Origin of the sequence: Pararhodobacter sp. CCB-MM2 (assembly GCF_001691415.1) — a bacterium.
In the GTDB taxonomy this organism is placed as follows: Bacteria; Pseudomonadota; Alphaproteobacteria; order Rhodobacterales; family Rhodobacteraceae; genus Pararhodobacter.
Genome location: NZ_LRRR01000012.1, coordinates 51,658 through 69,795, shown reverse-complemented (window position 1 = coordinate 69,795; position 18,138 = coordinate 51,658). Strand labels below are relative to the sequence as shown.

At 65.2% G+C, this 18,138-nt stretch carries 21 protein-coding genes and 1 riboswitch; all 21 genes read left to right on the top strand.

All coding sequences use genetic code 11. The features are described from left to right. Positions 1 to 170 precede the first annotated feature (170 nt). The 21 genes from BCY78_RS13350 to BCY78_RS13250 all read left to right on the top strand — a co-directional run bounded on the left by BCY78_RS13350 (position 171) and on the right by BCY78_RS13250 (position 18,129). Positions 171 to 1,346 carry a hypothetical protein gene (locus BCY78_RS13350; RefSeq protein ID WP_158515939.1) on the top strand — a complete coding sequence of 392 codons (1,176 nt, stop codon included), beginning with the start codon at positions 171 to 173 and terminating at the stop codon, positions 1,344 to 1,346. A 467-nt stretch (positions 1,347 to 1,813) separates the two neighbouring features. Continuing rightward, the gene (locus BCY78_RS13345) at positions 1,814 to 2,230 is read left to right on the top strand and encodes a hypothetical protein (RefSeq protein WP_068302657.1); all 417 of its coding nucleotides are present in this window, start codon (positions 1,814 to 1,816) and stop codon (positions 2,228 to 2,230) included. A gap of 76 nt (positions 2,231 to 2,306) precedes the next feature. Continuing rightward, positions 2,307 to 2,747: a hypothetical protein gene (locus BCY78_RS13340; RefSeq protein ID WP_068302654.1), complete on the top strand. Its 441-nt coding sequence runs from the start codon at positions 2,307 to 2,309 to the stop codon at positions 2,745 to 2,747. A gap of 279 nt (positions 2,748 to 3,026) precedes the next feature. Further along, the gene (locus BCY78_RS13335) at positions 3,027 to 3,242 is read left to right on the top strand and encodes a hypothetical protein (RefSeq protein ID WP_139103168.1); all 216 of its coding nucleotides are present in this window, start codon (positions 3,027 to 3,029) and stop codon (positions 3,240 to 3,242) included. A gap of 494 nt (positions 3,243 to 3,736) precedes the next feature. Next, positions 3,737 to 3,956, top strand: a riboswitch (cobalamin riboswitch). A 130-nt stretch (positions 3,957 to 4,086) separates the two neighbouring features. Beyond that, positions 4,087 to 5,937 carry a TonB-dependent siderophore receptor gene (locus tag BCY78_RS13330; RefSeq protein WP_068302649.1) on the top strand — a complete coding sequence of 617 codons (1,851 nt, stop codon included), beginning with the start codon at positions 4,087 to 4,089 and terminating at the stop codon, positions 5,935 to 5,937. Next, positions 5,912 to 6,778, top strand: a complete 867-nt coding sequence (locus tag BCY78_RS13325) for an ABC transporter substrate-binding protein (RefSeq protein WP_083195023.1) — start codon at positions 5,912 to 5,914, stop codon at positions 6,776 to 6,778. Before BCY78_RS13330 ends, BCY78_RS13325 begins: the two co-directional genes overlap by 26 nt. Then, positions 6,775 to 7,764 (top strand): iron ABC transporter permease, encoded by a 990-nt coding sequence (locus BCY78_RS13320; protein ID WP_068302646.1) that lies wholly within the window; start codon positions 6,775 to 6,777, stop codon positions 7,762 to 7,764. Before BCY78_RS13325 ends, BCY78_RS13320 begins: the two co-directional genes overlap by 4 nt. A gap of 8 nt (positions 7,765 to 7,772) precedes the next feature. Continuing rightward, positions 7,773 to 8,783, top strand: coding sequence for a hypothetical protein (locus BCY78_RS13315; protein ID WP_068302642.1), 1,011 nt, complete (start codon positions 7,773 to 7,775; stop codon positions 8,781 to 8,783). Next, complete coding sequence (locus BCY78_RS13310; RefSeq protein ID WP_068302637.1) at positions 8,780 to 9,553, top strand: ABC transporter ATP-binding protein; 774 nt, start codon at positions 8,780 to 8,782, stop codon at positions 9,551 to 9,553. The genes BCY78_RS13315 and BCY78_RS13310 overlap by 4 nt, the downstream gene beginning before the upstream one ends. A 239-nt stretch (positions 9,554 to 9,792) precedes the next feature. Next, complete coding sequence (locus tag BCY78_RS13305) at positions 9,793 to 10,125, top strand: hypothetical protein (protein ID WP_233499406.1); 333 nt, start codon at positions 9,793 to 9,795, stop codon at positions 10,123 to 10,125. Beyond that, positions 10,122 to 10,763 (top strand): MotA/TolQ/ExbB proton channel family protein, encoded by a 642-nt coding sequence (locus BCY78_RS13300; protein ID WP_068302631.1) that lies wholly within the window; start codon positions 10,122 to 10,124, stop codon positions 10,761 to 10,763. Before BCY78_RS13305 ends, BCY78_RS13300 begins: the two co-directional genes overlap by 4 nt. 5 nt (positions 10,764 to 10,768) lie before the next feature. Beyond that, on the top strand, positions 10,769 to 11,143 hold the full coding sequence (locus BCY78_RS13295) for a biopolymer transporter ExbD (protein ID WP_233499405.1): 375 nt from the start codon (positions 10,769 to 10,771) through the stop codon (positions 11,141 to 11,143). Then, the gene (locus BCY78_RS13290; protein ID WP_068302628.1) at positions 11,140 to 11,535 is read left to right on the top strand and encodes a biopolymer transporter ExbD; all 396 of its coding nucleotides are present in this window, start codon (positions 11,140 to 11,142) and stop codon (positions 11,533 to 11,535) included. Before BCY78_RS13295 ends, BCY78_RS13290 begins: the two co-directional genes overlap by 4 nt. Before the next feature lie 118 nt (positions 11,536 to 11,653). Then, positions 11,654 to 12,700 (top strand): energy transducer TonB, encoded by a 1,047-nt coding sequence (locus BCY78_RS13285; protein ID WP_083195021.1) that lies wholly within the window; start codon positions 11,654 to 11,656, stop codon positions 12,698 to 12,700. A 466-nt stretch (positions 12,701 to 13,166) separates the two neighbouring features. Then, complete coding sequence (locus tag BCY78_RS13280; protein ID WP_068302627.1) at positions 13,167 to 13,451, top strand: STAS domain-containing protein; 285 nt, start codon at positions 13,167 to 13,169, stop codon at positions 13,449 to 13,451. Next, positions 13,448 to 13,828, top strand: a complete 381-nt coding sequence (locus BCY78_RS13275; protein WP_068302625.1) for a response regulator — start codon at positions 13,448 to 13,450, stop codon at positions 13,826 to 13,828. The genes BCY78_RS13280 and BCY78_RS13275 overlap by 4 nt, the downstream gene beginning before the upstream one ends. Further along, a complete protein-coding gene (locus BCY78_RS13270) occupies positions 13,825 to 15,966 on the top strand; it encodes a chemotaxis protein CheA (RefSeq protein WP_068302623.1) in 2,142 nt (713 codons plus the stop codon). Before BCY78_RS13275 ends, BCY78_RS13270 begins: the two co-directional genes overlap by 4 nt. 1 nt (position 15,967) lies before the next feature. Further along, a complete protein-coding gene (locus BCY78_RS13265) occupies positions 15,968 to 16,435 on the top strand; it encodes a chemotaxis protein CheW (protein WP_068302621.1) in 468 nt (155 codons plus the stop codon). Continuing rightward, positions 16,432 to 17,328 (top strand): protein-glutamate O-methyltransferase CheR, encoded by an 897-nt coding sequence (locus tag BCY78_RS13260; protein WP_068302619.1) that lies wholly within the window; start codon positions 16,432 to 16,434, stop codon positions 17,326 to 17,328. The genes BCY78_RS13265 and BCY78_RS13260 overlap by 4 nt, the downstream gene beginning before the upstream one ends. 13 nt (positions 17,329 to 17,341) lie before the next feature. Further along, positions 17,342 to 17,728, top strand: a complete 387-nt coding sequence (locus tag BCY78_RS13255) for a response regulator (RefSeq protein ID WP_068302617.1) — start codon at positions 17,342 to 17,344, stop codon at positions 17,726 to 17,728. Continuing rightward, positions 17,725 to 18,129 carry a hypothetical protein gene (locus BCY78_RS13250; RefSeq protein ID WP_068302616.1) on the top strand — a complete coding sequence of 135 codons (405 nt, stop codon included), beginning with the start codon at positions 17,725 to 17,727 and terminating at the stop codon, positions 18,127 to 18,129. The genes BCY78_RS13255 and BCY78_RS13250 overlap by 4 nt, the downstream gene beginning before the upstream one ends. Positions 18,130 to 18,138 lie beyond the last annotated feature (9 nt).

Here is an 18,138-nt window from a genome sequence, read left to right as displayed (position 1 = left end):
GACACCGCTTGGGCCAAGCACTCGGGCGGTGGGTCCTGCTCGCGCCGGCCCCTCTCGAGGTCACACGGACGACCTGCGAAGCCGTCATCGCACCAATCCAGCGGGCGCGGAGGGATGTGGCAGCGAGCATGCGGCAAGTCCTCGGGCTCGTCTTCCCCGAAGCCGCGCCCATGCTCTATTCCATGCGCGAACCGAGGCGTCGCAATCCGCGCGACCCGCGGGCCGATTTCGCGGAGCATCTGAAACGACATCTGGGACGATGCCCGCAGGAGTGGCAGGATCGCGCCGCGCCGATGTTGATCGTCGATCCGGACGGCCTCGAAGATGGGCTGCTGGTCCAGGCATGGGCTGCCTCGACGCTGAAGAGGCGCGTAGAAGCGGCAGGCCGATACTTCGACTGTTGTCGCGAATCCAGCCTGCCATGTGTCCTTCAATCTGCCGGGGTAAAAGCACGTCTAAGAAAAATGCAGGAATCCGGCAGCAGACCGGCAGCCGCAACTATTGAGATCGCGAGCCTGCTTGAGTTCTCGAGTGCCCTGTTCCCGGAAAAGGAACATGGCTGGCTCGAGAGGACCCATCGGAGCCTGAAAAAAATTGCTGCGGCCTCCCCGTCACGCAATGCCGGCCGAGCTCTTCCCGCCGATGATCTCAGGCATTTTGGCTTGGAAATCTTTGAGTTGGCAGATCGAAAATTCGACGATGCACGCCTTCGACGCGACTTCGAAGAGGCCCACATGTTGGCGCGGACAGCGCTGGCACTCGTGTTGCTGACGGAAGCTCCGATGCGCGTCGGTGCGCTCGCCTCGGTCGATGTCACACCCGGCCTTCTGTCACGTCTTGTCCTGATACATGTGGAGGGGTGCGACACAAAGACAGGCGAGGCAGAGACCAGGCTCTTCAGCAGCGAGGCCGTACGGTGCCTGTCGTCCTACATTTCCCGGCACCGAGCGGCGATGGCACTACCCACGGAGAACAAGCTCTTCGTCGGCGACAACGGTCTCGCCGTTCTCGGTGCTACGCTCTCGGAAAACATTGGCCGCTTGACCGAAGCTCGGCTCGGGCGCCGTGTCACGGCGCACCCGATCCGCCATTCGGCCGCGAACTTCATCGTCGCTTGCGCGCCGGAGGAGGCCGCCCTCGCGTCGGTCATTCTCGGTCACCGCACGCGCAGTGTGACACCGGTCTACACGCGCCGGGCCAGTCAGGTGCTGGCGAGCGAGACCCATGCGGAATCGGCAAGGCGCACCGCCGAGCGGCTCGGCGCGGATACGGAGGTATTTCGTCGAAAAGGGGCGAAAACCCCGCGCAGAAAGCGTCACGACCAGGCTCTCCGAAAGAAGCGGTAGAATGCATCCGAAGCGGAGCCGCGGTAGTCGGTGCCCGGTTTGATCAACGTGCATGTTGCTGCGCGGCGTTCAAGGGGAATTCGATACCCGCGTCGGCGTGGTAGTCAGGACAAGGCGACCCGCCGTCATGCCCTGGGGGTGAAGGCTTACCAGCCCGAAGCCAGATTGCTGCGGGAGCGCCCGGTTGGACCCAATGGTGAGGCATTCGGAATAGGAAGTTGGGAAGCTGCTGCCGGCGATCTCGGCGCGCCCCTTCTCGCGAGGGCGCGCCGGTTTCAGCCGGACAGCGCGGAATGAAACGAGGGTCGGCCAATGAAATTCCTTCGGCTGCTACCGGGAACGCCGACCTGAAGCCCCGTCCAAGAAAAGGAGGTGAGGACGCTTGATGCGGACACGACTGCCCCACCGAAAGGAATCTTCTCGGGGTCTTGACTGCCGCGACCGGCAGAACCTGAAGGATATGTCACATGCTCCCTACTTCGAAAAAACGCTTCGCATTGTCCAGCCAGCCCGCGCTTGTCGTCACGAGGCTGTTTTTCCATGAACATGCAGAAGCGGTGCTGAATGCGGCAGCACTGCTGAGCGGTCCCAAAGCACACCGCCGCTGTCTTCGGCTACTCGCAGGTCTTTCCGAAACCGCTTCGCTGAGTGTTTCGCTGCGGCATGAGTTAGTCTGGCTGCACCGTGTGCTTTCGCTGGACTTCGTCGGCGATCCGAAGAGCGAAGAAACCGCTCGCTTCGGCTGCATTGATTTTTCAGACGCTGACGTGAAGGAAATCTGCTGTCTCACGGATCGCTTGCATGAGCTGTTGCTCGAGATTTTGGAGCTCGACGGAGACTGTGTTGTAATCTCCGAAGAACTCTTCGAGCTCCCAGCTGCATGACCTCAGTCGGCCCGCGCTTGGGCCGACCCTTGAAGGCGACACAAATGTCGTGGCGCCGGAGCTTCAGGAGCAAGCCATGCAAATTTACTATCAAATGAACCTCGACGAACTGTGTTCACGCCTCATCGCGACAACCAGAACCTTCATCGCCGAGTTCGCTGCTGATGATGTCGCGGCCGACGCAAACGAGCGAGGAACGATACGAAGGGCGCTCGATGCGTTGCACGCGAACGCTCGTCTGGCCGGCCATGACGATGCCGATCTCGATCTACTCGTAATGATATTAGAGCGCGAGCGGGACCATGAGATTCGCGGACGGTTCATGGTGTTTGAGGGTTGCGTCGATCCCGATTTGGGCCACGTTGGTGAGGGACGACAGGTCGTCGATCTGACGGAAAGAGGCCAAGCAATCGAGATTGTCTTGGTGTCCTTAAGAAACATTGCTATGATGCGCACAATCTGCCGGGCACGCATCGATGCCGACAACTTTCTCATGCAACGCATGTCAAAGCTGTAAGGAACGCGCTTCGCTGGTATACATCGCATCGTGACCCACCGCAAATAAATCGGTGGGTCATTCTCCGTCATTACTCGCCGGTCGACGCAACCTTTGCGCGGCGAAAGATTCCTTCTTAGCGATGACGAGGGAAACTCCCGATCAGAGGTTCCAGAAAACTTGTCGCCTTGTCGGATAAAATATTTGACTGGCAGCCGATGCGGTTATCTTGAATCCACGGAGCGTATTTGAGTGAAAGGGAACCCAGTGCCCCACCGCCATCAAAACAAGCTCGTGATCATGAGTATCGTTCGTCAGATTGATCGTGAAGCCGGTCTGGACGAGATAGCCTTTGAGATGTTGGCCGTAGCCCTACAAAAGGAGCTTCGGTTCGAGATCAAGCAGATCGTGCCAACACATACTCCAATGAGCGGCGAGATGATAGATCAGGCGCTCGAGAGTGCCCGAGCATTCGCCGAGGATGTCGTCGCCACAAACTTCGCCGTTCAGAGATAGGGCGTTAGGATTCTCTGCTCGCTCTGGCTGCTGACAAGGGCCATGTCTTTCGACTGTTTTGAAGAACACAGCAGACGCTCCGAGCGTTGATCAGCGGTTCATGTCTTGGACAGTTTGCCTGCGTGTGCTCGCGCGCGCGATGGTTATCTGAAGGCTCTTGAGAGCCGCGATGTCAGTGTTCGCTCGATCGAAAAGGGGCCCAGATACCTCTGGGCCCCTCCTTCCATGCGGGACAAAGCCATTGTCCACGGTGAGTTGCACCTGCAAGAACAACTCACACCCTGTCCGCTGCGAACGCGCGAATACTTGTTTGGTTCCGCGGATAGACGCATTGGTCTCTTCTTCTCGTGTAGAAGGAGGTTGGAGGGCTGGTTGCAAAGGCAAACTGCCAGATACAGCCGGCAGGTTTCCTCAGGAATGTAAACTTCATTGGGTACGACAGCAAAGACGACGCCATGGGCATCGCCTTGCTTGACGGGGTTCTATGGTCGATGCTACCCAAACTTTGTTCCGGTTCTTGTGCGGCTTCGTTCGTGCAAGACGCAAGAAGGGAACCCGGTGCGCGCCTCATTCTCAGGCGCAATTCCGGGACTGCCCCCGCAACTGTGAGCGGCGAGCGCGGTCGGAAATGCCACTGGGGTGCAGCACCCCGGGAAGGCCCGACCAAGCGATGACCCGCGAGTCAGGAGACCTGCCGGCACATCACCCTGTTCCGGGCGCGGAGGGCGCCAGGGCAACGGCCATGCCGTCGCGGTGAATTTCACCCGCGGCGGTCTTCGAACCCCGCACATCGTTGTTTCTATGGCGCTCGACCGGAGTGCCTGCGCATCCGTTCGGGGGTTTCATGCGCCATCTGCTTTCTGCTGTCTCTATCCTTGCCCTGTTGCCCGGTGGCGCGGGGGCCCAAGCCTATTACGACCTCGGCACTTTGGTGCTCAGCGGGGGCCTGACGCCTGTCGAGGGAGAGAATCTTGGCCGTGCCGTCACCGTGGTCTCTGCTGAAGACATCGAAGAGCGCGGCCTCACCACGGTACACGAGGCGCTGCGTGCCCTTCCGGGTGTCGCGGTCAATGGCTCGGGCGACAGTTTCACGCAGGTCCGCATACGCGGCGGCGAAGCGAACCACACGCTGATCCTGATCGACGGGATCGAGGCTGCCGGCGGCGATGGCGAATACATCCTCAGCGGGCTGGAAACCGCGATGATCGAGCGCATCGAGGTGCTGCGCGGGCCGCAATCGGTGGTCTATGGCTCGAATGCGTCGGCCGGCGTCATCAACATCGTCACCCGCCGCGCGACCCCCGGCCTGACGCGCGACTTTACGCTGGAGACCGGCGCCGCGCATCGCGCCTCGGGCTTCCTCGCCTGGCGCGGCGAGCGGGGCGGGATCTCGCTCGGCCTCTCGCATCTGCATGACCTCGGCTATGACAATTCGGGCGATGGCGGCGAGCGCGACGAGATCCGCCGCTCGACCGCGATCCTTTCGGGCGACTATGCGCTGACCGACGATCTGAGCGTCGATTTCACCCTGCGCCGCTCGCGCGAGCATTACGATTACGATTCCACCAGCTGGATGGCGACCGATCCGGATGGCTATGTCGTCGACGATCCCACCCAATTCACCGACCGCGACGAGCGCACCGCTGGCATCGGCCTGACCTACGAGATGCTGAACGGCCGTCTGGTTCACCGCGTCTCGCTGGCGACGACGCAGAACGCGCAGGCCAGTAACGGTGCCGCGCCGACCCATACCCGTACCGATGCCGCGCATTACCGCCTCAGCTTCGGCCTCGACGGCGCACCGGTCGAGAGCGCCGCGCATCTCCTCAACGCGATGCTGGAATGGGAACAGGATTCGAGCAGTTCGAACCCGCTCTATGACCGCGCCAACACCTCCCTCGCGCTGGAATATCGCGGCGAATTCGGTGGCGTCTCGCTGCAAGCAGGCGCACGCTACGATGACAACGAGGTCTTCGAGGATGCGACCACCTGGACCCTCGCCGCGGCCTATGATTTCGGCGGCGGCTGGCGGCTGCATGGCTCGGCCGGCACCGGCATCGTCAATCCCAGCTATTTCGAGCTCTACGCCGCTGCCTGGGGCTATTCCGGCAACCCCAACCTAATGCCCGAGCGCAACCGCTCGGTCGATCTGGGGCTGGAAATGCCGGTCGGCACCAATGGTACGCTTGACGTGACCCTGTTCCGCGAAGTGCTCACCGACGAGATCACTGCCGTCTCGACCGGGCCGGGTACCTATACCTATATCAACCAGACCGGCGACAGCCTGCGCCACGGGATCGAGATCAGCGGCCGCACGCAGGTCAGCGACACGCTCTCGCTGCGCATGGCCTATACTTGGCTGCAAGCCGAGAACCCCGATGGCAGCGTCGAGATCCGGCGCCCACAGCATGAACTCGCGCTTGGGGCCAACTGGGCCTTCGCGCAGGGTCGCGGCAGTCTCAGTGCCGATCTGCGCCATGTCCGGCGCAATTGGGACACGCAGTTCTGGGGCGCCTATGCCACGGTGGAACTGCCTTCCTACACCACCGTCGATTTGGCCGCGCAATACGATCTGACGGATCGCGTCACGCTGGTGGGTCGGGTGTCGAACCTCTTCGATGTCGAGGTGATGGATGTCTGGGGTTACGCAGGACGGGGGCGGTCGGCCTATGTCGGTCTTCGCGCGCGTTTCTGACGCGCTGATCCTCGCGCTGGGGCTGGGCCTTGCGGCCCTCCCCGGCGCGGCACAGACGGCACCACCCACGCGGGTGGTGTCGATGAATCTCTGCACCGACCAGCTGGCGCTGATGCTGGCAGCACCTGGGCAGCTTATCTCGGTCAGCTACCTCGCTCATGACGGCGCTGTCGCCCCCCTGCAGGCGGCCGCGCGCGCGCTGCCGGCCAATCACGGGCTGGCCGAGGAGGTCTATCTTCTGCAACCGGACCTGGTGCTGGCCGGCCGTTTCTCGACCGTGGCCACTGTCGCCATGCTGCAGCGCCTTGGCGTGCCCGTGATCCGCTTCGAGCCCGAGAACAGCCTCGACGACATCGAGGCCGCTCTCCGGCAGATGGGCGCGGCCTTGGGGCGCACGGCCCAGGCCGAAGCACTGATCGAGGACTTCCGCGCCGACCGCGCCCGGCTTGCCGCGCATCTGGCAGAGCGCCGCCACGGCAGCGAGGGGCCGCGCGCCGTCCTTTATTCCTCGCGCGGCTGGACCGGCGGGTCCGAGACCCTGTCAGGCGACATCCTGCGCGAAGCCGGCCTGCGCAACCTCGCCGACGACCTGGGCCTCAGTTGGGGCGGCATGGTCGCGCTTGAGTCGCTGCTCCTGGCCGATCCCGACCGGCTGATCCTCGGCCAACCCGCCCGCAACCCCGAAGGCTGGTCCGAGGCCCGCGCCCTGCTGCATCACCCGGCCCTGCGCCATAGCCGCGCCTACCGTGCCGGGGTCGCCGCGAATGACCGCGACTGGGTCTGCGGCACGCCCTTCGTGCTGCAGGCCATCGCCCGGCTGATCGATGAGACTACGCCATGACCCGCCTGCTTGTCCCCGCCCTTGCCGCCTTGGTGGCGCTGCTGTTCCTTGCCTCGATCCTGATCGGCCCGGCCTCGGTGCCGCTCACGGACAGCCTCTCGGCGCTGATCCTCGCCGATGGCGGGCCGATGACGCTGGTGATGCGCGAATTGCGCCTGCCGCGCGCAGTCCTGGCCGCAGTGATCGGCGCGGGGCTTGGCCTCTCGGGCGCGGTGATGCAGGGCTATCTGCGCAACCCGCTGGCCGAGCCGGGCCTTCTGGGCGTCTCGGGCGCGGCGGCACTGGGGGCGGTGCTGGCCCTGCAGACGGGCCTCGCCGCGGCGTTGGCCTTGGCGCTGCCGCTCGCGGGCCTTGTGGGCGCCTTCATCGCCGTGCTTTTGCTGGCGCTGCTCGCCGGACCCGCGGGCGGGGCGCTGACCCTGATCCTTGCCGGGATCGGCGTCTCGGCCCTGTCGGGCGCCGGGCTGGCCCTGGTGCTGAACCTCTCGCCCGATCCCTTCGCCGCGCAGGAGATCGTCTTCTGGCTGATGGGCTCGCTCGCCGATCGCTCATGGAGCCATGTCGCGCTGGCCCTGCCCTTAATCCTCGGTGGCGCGACCTTGCTGCTGACCCAGGCCCGCGCGCTGTCGGCGCTGACGCTGGGCGAGGATGCCGCGGCCTCGATGGGCGTGAGCCTCGGCCGGTTGCGCGCGACCGTCCTTCTGGGCACCGCCGCCATTGTCGGGGCCGCCACCGCTGTCGCCGGCTCCATCGGCTTCATCGGCCTGATGGTGCCGCATATCCTGCGCCGGGCCACGCGCGGCGATCCCGCGCGATTGCTGCCGGTCTCGGCCCTTGGCGGCGCGGCGCTGCTGCTTGCCGCCGATATCGCCGTGCGGCTGATCCTTCCCGGCCGCGATCTGAAGCTGGGGGTGCTGCTCGCGATCCTCGGCGCGCCCTTCTTCCTGCTGCTCATCCTGCGCACCCGTTTCGCGCAAAACGCCTGAGGTCCGCCATGAACCTGACCGCCACCGTCTCGCTGATCGAACGCCATCTCGCCGATCCCGGCACCGGCTGGTCGATGGGCTCCTTTGGTGCCATCGCCGAGTTCCGCCACGAGCCCGAGGAGCCCGCAGCCACGAAGCTGCTTGAGCGGACAACGGCCCGCGGCGGCATCTGCCTGTCGCTGCCGTCCGAGCTACAGCCCGTCGCCTGCGAAACGGTGTCGCCGCGCGCGGGGCGCTGGGGGCAGGCCTTGATGCTCTGCCTGCCGACAGGAGCCGCCACCATGAGCCAGCGCACCGTCCTGACCGAGCTTGGCCCCGACCGTGACGCGCTGCGCGCTGAGGATCGTGATGCGGTGCTCTTCGACATGGGCCTTGGACAAACGCAGGTCGATTTCTGTATCCGCACCTGCGATCGCAATCTGCTCCGCGTGCTGCGAGCCAAAACCGGCCGGTCCTTGATGGAACAGGGCAATCCCGCCCTGCCGGCGGTGCTGGCGGCGCATCCGCACCGTGTGGCGCTGACAAGGCTCGGCCGGGTCGAGGTGTTCCAGAAGATCGGCGGGCCCGATACCGGCGGCGTCTCGCCCTCGGGTCCGCATACCCATGTGCTGCCGCAACTCCTGCGCGCGGGCCGGACCCATTCCGCCAACCAGACGATCCCGCCGGGCCTTGTCCCCTGCGCCGGGCTCTATCCTGCCAGTCCCTTCACCGATGGCGAAGGGCATGAGAAACCTTTCGATCCGGCTGCGGCACGCGCTTGGGCCTGGCTCTATGACCGCTTCGCACCGGCGGATCTGGTGCTGTTGAAGGCGGAGCTGGCTCAGCACCTGCGCGCGGGTGTGACACCGGACGTCCTGATCATGCCTGAAGGCCGAGACCAACGGCGCGCCCTGCGCGTGGGCTTGCGTCAGGCGTCGCGCGAGGGGGCCTACGACGAGGCGCTCGTGCGTCTGTGGTCCTTGATGCATGACGGCGGGGCCGAGGCCATCGACGACACGCCCGAGAGGCTGGGACATTGAGCGGCCAGCTTCTGGATCTTCAGAGCATCAGTGTTGCACGGCGCGGTCGCAGCCTTCTGTCCGCGGCGTCGATCAGGCTCAAGGCCGGCGAATGCGTCGGACTTATCGGCCCGAACGGGGCCGGAAAGACGACGCTGCTGCGCGCGGCCCTTGGCCTCGTGCGGCATCAAGGGCGATCGTCGCTGATGGCCATGTCCGCGTCAGAGCGAGCTCGTCATGCGGGGTTCCTGCCCCAGACACGGACCATTGCCTGGCCGATGCCCGTTCGAGATGTCGTGGCCTTGGGGTTGCTCCCTCACCGACGGGCGGGTTCCGACTTGCCCGACAGCTCAGCCGAGAAGGTGGACACCGTTCTGCGGCAACTTGGCCTTTCCCAGTTTGCGAACAGGCTTGCGACCGAGCTTTCCGGGGGCGAGTTGGCCCGGACCCTGTTGGCGCGTGTCCTGGTGCAGGACACCCCTTTGATCCTTGCAGACGAGCCAGCCGCGGGTTTGGACCCGGCGCAGCAGATCTCTCTGATGAAGCGCCTGCGAAACCTATCGGACGAGGGCCGGGGCGTTCTGGTCTCGCTGCATGATCTCGGGCTCGCCGCACGATACTGCACGCGCCTCGTGGTCATGCATCAGGGCCGCGTCGTGGCGGACGGCGCTCCGGACGCGGTTCTCTCAGAGGAGCGCATGGCGTCGGTTTTCAACTTGGCGATCCAATTTGCCGAGACATCATCCGGGCGTTTCCTTCTCCCCGTTGATCTGGCGGAAACCGCAGACTGAGACGGCTCCTTGAATGATCGCGAGGTGGGGAGCTGGAGATTGCTCAATCCAGAAGCGAAGCAATCGGGCTACCTTTCTCGCAGCCAAAGAATGCGACCATAAGCAACCGATCAACGTGTCGATACCGAAGTTCCAAGTGTCCATCGCACAAGATCAATCAGGAGCCGACCATGACGATTCCTTACCGTGTCCTCCCTCTCTCGCTGTGTCTTGTCGGCGGAGCTGCGGAGGCCGACTCCGTGAGGTTCGAACTCAATGCACTTCAGCAGCGCGATGGGGCCTGCCAGATGGTTTTCGTGGCCCAGAACGATTCCGAGACGGATCTGCAGCGGCTGGTGCTGGAGGCGGTGCTGTTCGACGCGGGCGGTCAGGTCGCGGCACTGACGCTCTTGGATCTGCAGGACCTGCCCGCCGCCCGAATGCGCGTGCGCTCTTTCGAGATCGCGGGCCTCGCCTGTGACAACCTCTCGCGCCTGCTGGTCAACGGCGTCTCCGCCTGCGAACCCGACAGCGCCGTCTGCGCCGAGCCCCTCGCACTGGAAAGCCGCGTACCGGTCGAGGTGCTGCAATGAACCTGATTGTCGAAGCCATCGGCCGTGTCGCCGATCTGGGCGGCCCGGTGGTGATGATCCTGATCGTCATGTCGATGATCGCGCTGGCGCTGATCCTGGCGAAACTGGTGCAATTCCTGCGGCTTGGCGTCGGTCGCCACGGCGCGCTGGAAAAAGCGCTCGCCGATTGGGACCGGGGCGAGGCCGAGCGTGCGACGCGCGAAGCTGCCGGCGCGCCCTCGCATCTGGCGGGCGTGGCCGTCGCCGCCCTGCGCTCGGCCGAGGCGCCGGCCTATGACGAGGGCGCCCTGCGCGCGCGACTGACTGGTCTGGCCTCGGCCCGGCTGGCCCGTCTGGGCGCCGGTCTGCGGCTGCTCGACTCCGTGGCGCAGGTGGCCCCGCTTCTGGGCTTGTTCGGCACGGTACTGGGCATGATCGAGGCGTTTCAAGGCCTGCAACAGGCCGGTGCAGCCGTCGACCCTTCGGCGCTGGCCGGCGGGATCTGGGTGGCGCTTTTGACCACCGCCGTGGGCCTCGCCGTGGCGATGCCGGCCTCGCTGGTGCTGACGTGGTTCGATGCCCGTATCGCCCGTGAAGCCCAGATGGCCGAGCGGATCATCGACACCGCTCTCTGCGCCGGCGTCGGCGCCGAGGGCTGATCCCGATGGCCAGCCTCGTCCCTGCCCCGCGACGGTCGGGCCTCACGCTGACCTCGCTGATCGACGTGATCTTCCTGTTGCTGCTGTTCTTCATGCTGACCTCGACCTTCACCAAGCTGGGTGAGCTGGAGCTGACCCCGGGCGAGCCGGGCGGCGCAGGATCCGGCCAGCCGCCGGTCTTCGTGCAGCTCGCGCCCGAAAGCCTGCGCGTGAACGCCGAGGAAACCGTGTTGGAGGGCCTGACCCAGACCCTGACCCCACTGGCAGGCGACGGGGGCATGGTGCTGGTCTCTCTGGCCGAGGGGGTCGAGGCCCAGCGGCTGGTCGATGTGCTGGCCGCCCTGCGGGGCGCGCCCTTCCAGATCCGGGTGCTGCCATGAGTGTCCAAAGCCGCCTCCTGCGCCCTGCCGGACGCTCGAAGGGCGAGCCGACGATCGGCCTGATCAACGTCGTGTTCCTGATGCTGATCTTCTTCCTGATCGCCGGCTCCATCGCCCCCTCGCCCGGTGACGGCATCGCCCTCGTGCGGATCAGCGAGCTGGACGTGCAACCGCCGCCCGACGCCTTGATCCTCACCGCCGAAGGCACCCTGCGCCAAGGCGAGGCCGAGACGGATGCCGAGGCCTATCTCGCCACGCTGGAAGAACCCCGTGTCGCCCGCATTCTGCCCGACCGCACCGCCCCGGCGAGTGCTCTGGTCGAGCTGGCCGGCGCCCTGCGCGCCGGTGGGGCAGAGAGGGTGGTGATCCTCGGTGAACGGGGCGAGCCGTGATCAGCGAACCCAACCTTGGACGGGGCGCGGCTACGACAAACTCGTCCTTTCACGTCCCAGAGAGGGCTGCTGACCGGCCCTCACTTACAGAATTTCGTCATTCGTAAAGGGTAGGCCGATGAAGCTTTCGCGGCAGGCAACGCGCTCGGGATTGGGCTGGAAAGGGGTCGCCTTGACCGGCGCGCTATCCGTCGCGGCCCATGGAACGGTGCTGGCGGCGCTTCTGCCGGCGCAGGAAGCGGTCGAGATCGCGGGCGGCGCTCCGTCGGCCCCCGCCGCCCTCGGCAGCGATTTCGCGGATTTCTCGCAAGGCGCGATCCCCACCGCCGCCAGCGAGGCGCCGACCGCGCCTGCCACCCCGCCGCAACCCACCGAGACGCAGCAGGCCGAGGCCACACCGCCGGCCCCGCCCGCCCCTGCACCGACCACCGAGATCGCCGAAGCGAGCCCTGTGACACCCTCGGGCCTCGTGGCGACCGGCGCCGCGCCGAACACCCCGCTGGCCGCGCTTCAGATCCCCAGCCTGCTACCCCGCGCGCCCTCGGTCACCCCGGCAGAGACAACGCCCGTCACCCCGACACCCCCGACAGAGGCCACGCCCCCCGTGACAGCCGAAGCCGTCACGCCCGAGCTGCTGACGCCCGAAGCCGAACCGGAGGTCGCCGTCCAACAGGCGGATGCCACGACGCCCCGCGCCCCCGCCCGACCCGATTTCGAGGCCCGCGCGCGGGAAGAAGCCGCCCGTGAAGCCGCGAGGGCCGAGCAACGCCGTCAGGAGGCCGCCGCCGCGCAGGCCGCGGGCAACAGCGACCGTAACGCCCGCCGCGGCACGGCCGAGGGAAGCACCGGAGCGGCCGCCGCCAGTTCGACCCAACCCGCGGCGCAGGCCAATGCCGCCGGAAACGCGGCCGTGTCCAACTATCCCGGGGACGTCATGCGCCGCATACAGCGGGTGCGGCAGGCCCGTGTCCGCGCGCGCGGTTCGGCCGTGGTCGCCTTCTCCATCGCCGGCAACGGCGGGCTCGCCTCGGTCAGCCTGTCGCGCGCCTCGGGGAGCCCGGAGCTGGATCAGGCGGCCTTGGACCATATCCGCCGCGCCGCCCCCTTCCCCGCGCCGCCGCCCGGTGCACAGACCCGGTTCTCCTTCGAATTCGTGGGGCGCTGACCGGCGCGCCCTCCGACGAAACCTCCGAGAGAATCGCATATCGCGAATCACGGATTGAGGATCAGCACCTGATTCCTCTCGGCGGCCTCCTGTTGCCCCGTCACTTACCATCGCGATGCACCCGCCAGTCGCCACAGGCGTCATGCCCGTGGCGGCGCCGATCAGGGTCCGCACGCACTCATAGCCGCTGACCGCGTCGACCGGCGTACGGTACGGACCCCCCTTATCCATATGAAATCAAACACGATTTCATCGACCGGACGTCACCATCGCTGGCACCGGTCACGGCAAAGCATGCCGGCCCTCCATCGGTCGGCGATCTGTGGCTCCCCAAAGGTCTTGAGCGAGATCCGCCAGGCGCAGGCCGCGCCTTGAGGGGCGACATCCCCTGCTGCGGAGAACGCAATCTTAAGGGTTGGATGCAACAACCAAGGGCAGGACGTTCCCCGCAGCCCAAAGGTGACCCGTGGCCGATTCCGAACCCGATCGACTGATCCTCGACCCCGATGCATGGACCGATGCACCGCAGGGCGTGATCGAAACTTTGAAGGCGCGTGCGGCCAAAGGCGTTGAGATCGACGCCTCGGGCACCGGGGCGATTCCCGCTCAGGTGGCCCAATTGCTGCTCGCCGCCCGTTCCACCGCCCGTGCGGCCGGGAAGGATCTGCTTCTGCATGCCCCTTCCGACGCCGTTCGGGAAAGCCTGGAGGCCCTCGGCCTCTCCCATCTCGTCGCGGAGGATGCGTCGTGACTTCTAAGACCGTGCTCGCCATCGACGATTCCCGCACCATCCGGTCGCTGGTTTCGCAAACCCTCGTAGATGCCGGCTTCGACGTAACCACTGCGGTGGACGGCGAAGACGGCGTGTCCACGTTCCAGGGTACCCGTTTCGATGCCGTCATTACCGATATCAACATGCCCAAGCTGGACGGGTTCGGCGTGATCGCCGCCATCCGGGGCGGGGCCGCCAACCGCAAGGTGCCGATCCTGGTCCTGACCACCGAGAATTCGCCTGAATTCAAGGACAAGGCCCGTGACCTCGGCGCAACCGGCTGGATCGTCAAACCCTTCGAGGATCGTCAACTCGTCGACATCCTGAAGCTGGTGACGGGGGCGGATAACGCATGAGCAACGACACCCTCCGCGAAACCTTCTTCGCCGAGTGCGAGGAACTGATCGAATCCCTCACCGAGGGGCTGGACATTGTCGCGTCAGGCGACTGGGACAAGGAAACGATCAACGCGATCTTCCGCGCCGTGCATTCGATCAAGGGCGCGGCAGGGGCGTTTGGCTACAACGATCTGGTCACCTTCACGCACGCTTATGAAACCGTGCTGGACCTGATCCGCTCCGACAAGCTGGAGATCTCGGCAGAAATCCTGCGCCTGATCACCCGCTCGTCGGATGCGCTGGCCGAACTGGTCGATACCACCCGGCAAGAGGGCTCTGCATCGCTGGAGCCCCTCGCCGACCTGATTGCCGAGCTGGAAAGCGTGGCCTCGGCCGCCAAGGCCGAATCCCCGCCCGAGCCGGAATTCACCTTTGCGCCGCTGGCCGTGATGCAGATCGATCCGATCGAACTCGACAAGCCGGCTGGCCCCTCGGGGTTCACGATCCGCTTCAAGCCGCATGCGAGCTTCTATCTCAACGGCCACGAGCCCCGGCGCTATTTCACCGCGCTGGAGCCGCTGGGCGAGCTTGAGATCGATTGCGACGCAACCGCGGTCCCGACGCTGGACGCCTTCGACTTCGATGCCGCCTATCTCTCGTGGACGCTGACGCTCACCGGTGAAACGGACGAAGACTCGATCCGCACCGTGTTCAGCTTCGCCATGGGTCTGTGCGATCTCGACATCACCCCTTTGGAGGCCGAGGACGACAGCGACGCTGGCATCCCGGACTTCATCGCCTCGACAGGCATCGGCCTGGGCGAGCCCGAGGTTGAACCCGTCGTTCTGCCTGTCACGGCGGCCAAGCCTGAGCCCGCGCCCGTCGCCGCAAAGGCCGAGCCCGAGGCAGAAAAGACCAACGCGCCGAAAGCGGCCAAATCGTCGGGCAATCCCGTCGCCACCACGCTTCGGGTCGATCCGGACCGCGTCGACCGCCTGATCAACAGCGTCGGCGAATTGATCATCAACCATGCGGTGATCAGCCAGAAACTGGAAAGCTGCGGCCTTGGCAACGATTCCGAGATCATGGCCGCGCTGGACGACTACCGCTATCTCGCCCGCGAGATCCAGGAAGGCGTCATGTCCATCCGCGCGCAACCGGTGAAGGCGCTGTTCCAGCGCATGGGCCGCGTGGTCCGTGAGGCTGGCGAAGCGACGAAAAAGCCTGTGAACTTCATCTCCGAGGGTGAAGGCACCGAGATCGACAAGACCATCCTCGAGCGTCTGGCCGATCCGCTGACCCACATGCTGCGCAACTCGGTCGACCACGGCCTTGAATCCGCAGAAAAACGCATCGCCGCGGGCAAGCCCGAGGTCGGGATCGTCCGTCTCTCGGCCGCGCACCGCTCGGGCCATGTGGTGATCGAAGTGTCGGACGACGGCGCCGGTCTCAACCGCGAACGTATCCTGGCCAAGGCCATGGAGAAGGGCCTGGTTCCGCCCGATGCCAAGCTCAGCGAGGCTGAAATCGACAACCTGCTCTTTGCGCCGGGCTTCTCGACGGCGGAAAGCATCACCAACCTGTCCGGTCGCGGCGTCGGCATGGACGTGGTGAAGACGACGATCACGTCATTGGGCGGCAAGGTCGGCATCACCTCGGTGCCGGGCAAAGGCTCGACCTTCACAATCTCGCTGCCGCTCACTTTGGCCGTGCTTGATGGCATGATCATCGGCGTGGGCGAGGAGACGATGGTTCTGCCGCTCTCGAGCGTGGTCGAAACCGTACGCCCGAGCCGCCGCGACATCCATGAGATCGGGCCGGGCGAATGTGTTCTGTCCGTTCGGGGCTCCTACGTCCCGGTGGTCGATCTGGCCCATCTGTTCGGGATGCGCACGGCGAAAACCCGTCCTGCGGACCGCTCCTATGTGCTGCTGGATGCCGGTGGGTCGAACATCGCCGTCGCGGTGGATGCGATCCAGGACCAGCGCCAGGTCGTCATCAAGAGCCTCGAAGGCAACTACGGCACCGTCACCGGCATCGCCGCTGCCACCATCCTCGGCGATGGCAAGATCGCCCTGATCATCGATTCCGAAGCGTTGGTGGGGCTTGTCTCACCGCGCCGCAACACCCGCGCCCTCATCGAGCTGGAGGCCTGACATGAGCGAAGAAGAAACCCAAGACCGCGGCAATACGATCGAATTCGTATCGCTGAGCGCTGGCGGACAAGGCTTCTGCGTCGAGATCACGTCGATCCGTGAGATTCGCCGCTGGAGCCAGGTCACGGCCCTGCCCTTCTCCGAAGATTCGGTGCTGGGCGTGATGAACCTGCGTGGCGCGGTCATCCCGATCATCGATCTGGCCTCGCGCCTTGGCCTCGGCACCACCGAGATCGGTTCGCGCAACATTGTGGTCGTGGTTGCCATCGGCAAACGGATCATGGGCCTCCTGGTCGACTCTGTCTCCGAGATCCTCTCGGTCGAGAGCGAGACCATCCGCCCCAACCCGACCCTGCGTCGTGACGGTGGCACCAGCCATGTGACGGGCCTGCTGCCGGTCGACGACATCATGCTGCGGGTCCTCGACCTGGATGCTCTCTTCGCCAACGAAGCCGAGGAAGCCGCATGAACACGCAGCTGCGCAACCCTGGCACTGACGGCGAGGTCCCTCTGACCGAGGCGGAATTCGCGCGGATCGCGCGGATTGCCAAGGCCGGTTGGGGTCTCAGCCTGGAAAGCGCGAAGCGGCCTTTGATCCGCTCGCGTCTGGGTCGCCGTCTCAAGGTGCTGGGGCTGCCTGGCTTTGACGCCTATTGCGATATCGTCGAATCCGGCGATGCGCAGGAATGCGATCACTTCGTGTCGGCCTTGACCACGAATGTCACGCATTTCTACCGGGAAGTGCACCATTTCGACCTGCTCGAAAAGGAGGTCCTCCCCGGTTTGCTGGAGCGCGCCCGCAAGGGTGAACGAATCCGCATGTGGTCGGCAGGATGCTCAACTGGCCAGGAGCCCTATTCGCTGGCCGCGTCCATCCTGGCCCAGTCGCGCGATGCGGCGCGCTACGACCTTCGGATTCTGGCCACGGATATCGACACGGCGGTCCTGAAGACCGCACAGGAAGGACTTTACGACCCCAAGATCTGCATCTTCCCCACGCCTGAGCACGAAGCGCGCATTTTCGGGGACAGGCCCTCGGATGCCGCCAGTGCTCGCCCCGGCCAGCGCCCCGTGCGCCCTGAGCTGAAGCAGCTCATCACTTTCCGGCGGTTGAACCTGGTTCAGCCGTGGCCCTTCACCGGCCGCTTCGACATCATTTTCTGTCGCAACGTGGTCATCTACTTCGACAAGCCGACCCAGATGCAGGTCTGGACACGTTTCGCCGAGCTTCTCAACCCCGGCGCCCATCTCCTCATTGGCCATTCCGAGCGGATCACCGCACCGGCCGATGTCGGGTTGGTCACTGCAGGCATCACCGCCTATCGCCGCCAAGGCCCCATCGCCGCAACGGCCCGAAAATAAGAACGGAATCAAGATGGCACTCAAGGACGTCCTGAAAGTCATGATCGTCGACGACATGTCGGTCAGCCGCGGGCTGATGACACAGAGTCTCGAGGAAATCGGCATCAAGAATATCGACTTCCAGGTCTCTGGCGCCGAGGCGCTGAGCCGACTTGCCGTCAACCCTGCGCACCTGATCATCAGTGACTACAACATGCCCGGGATGAGCGGCCTGGATCTGTTGGAAAAGGTGCGCACCAACAAGGCGACCGCGAAAGTCGGTTTTATCCTGATCACGGGCTCGCCCAGTCAGGAGCTGCTGGATCGCGGGATCAAGCTGGGCCTCAACAACCTGATCAAGAAGCCGTTCACCACGGCCAGCCTGAAAGCATCCATCGAGGCGGTGGTGGGCAAGCTATGACGCTCACCGCCCCGTTCCCGATCCCGCCGCTTCTGGGAAGCATGGCCGATGCGATGGAGGAGATCCGTCAGATGCTCCTCAGCTACGAAGAGGCCATGGTCGATGCCCCGCGCACGCCTGAAAATCGGCGGGCAGCGCAGGATTTCGACCTTGCGGTCCAGATCCTGCAGGACCTGGAGCATATCTCGCAAAAGCTGGCCGCGGAACTGCCGCCCGATCTGATGGCGCATCATTCGCTCCCACTGGCCGGATTGCGGCTGGAGCGCAGCCGCCGACGCTTTGTCGCGGCGGCGCGCGGCGCACCGGCCCCGGACACGCCGCCCGTTCCCCAGATCGACCTTTTCTCGACAGACCCCGCGCCCGCCAAAACGGCTCCCGCGACCGGTGGTTCTGCCCGCTAACACCTTCCG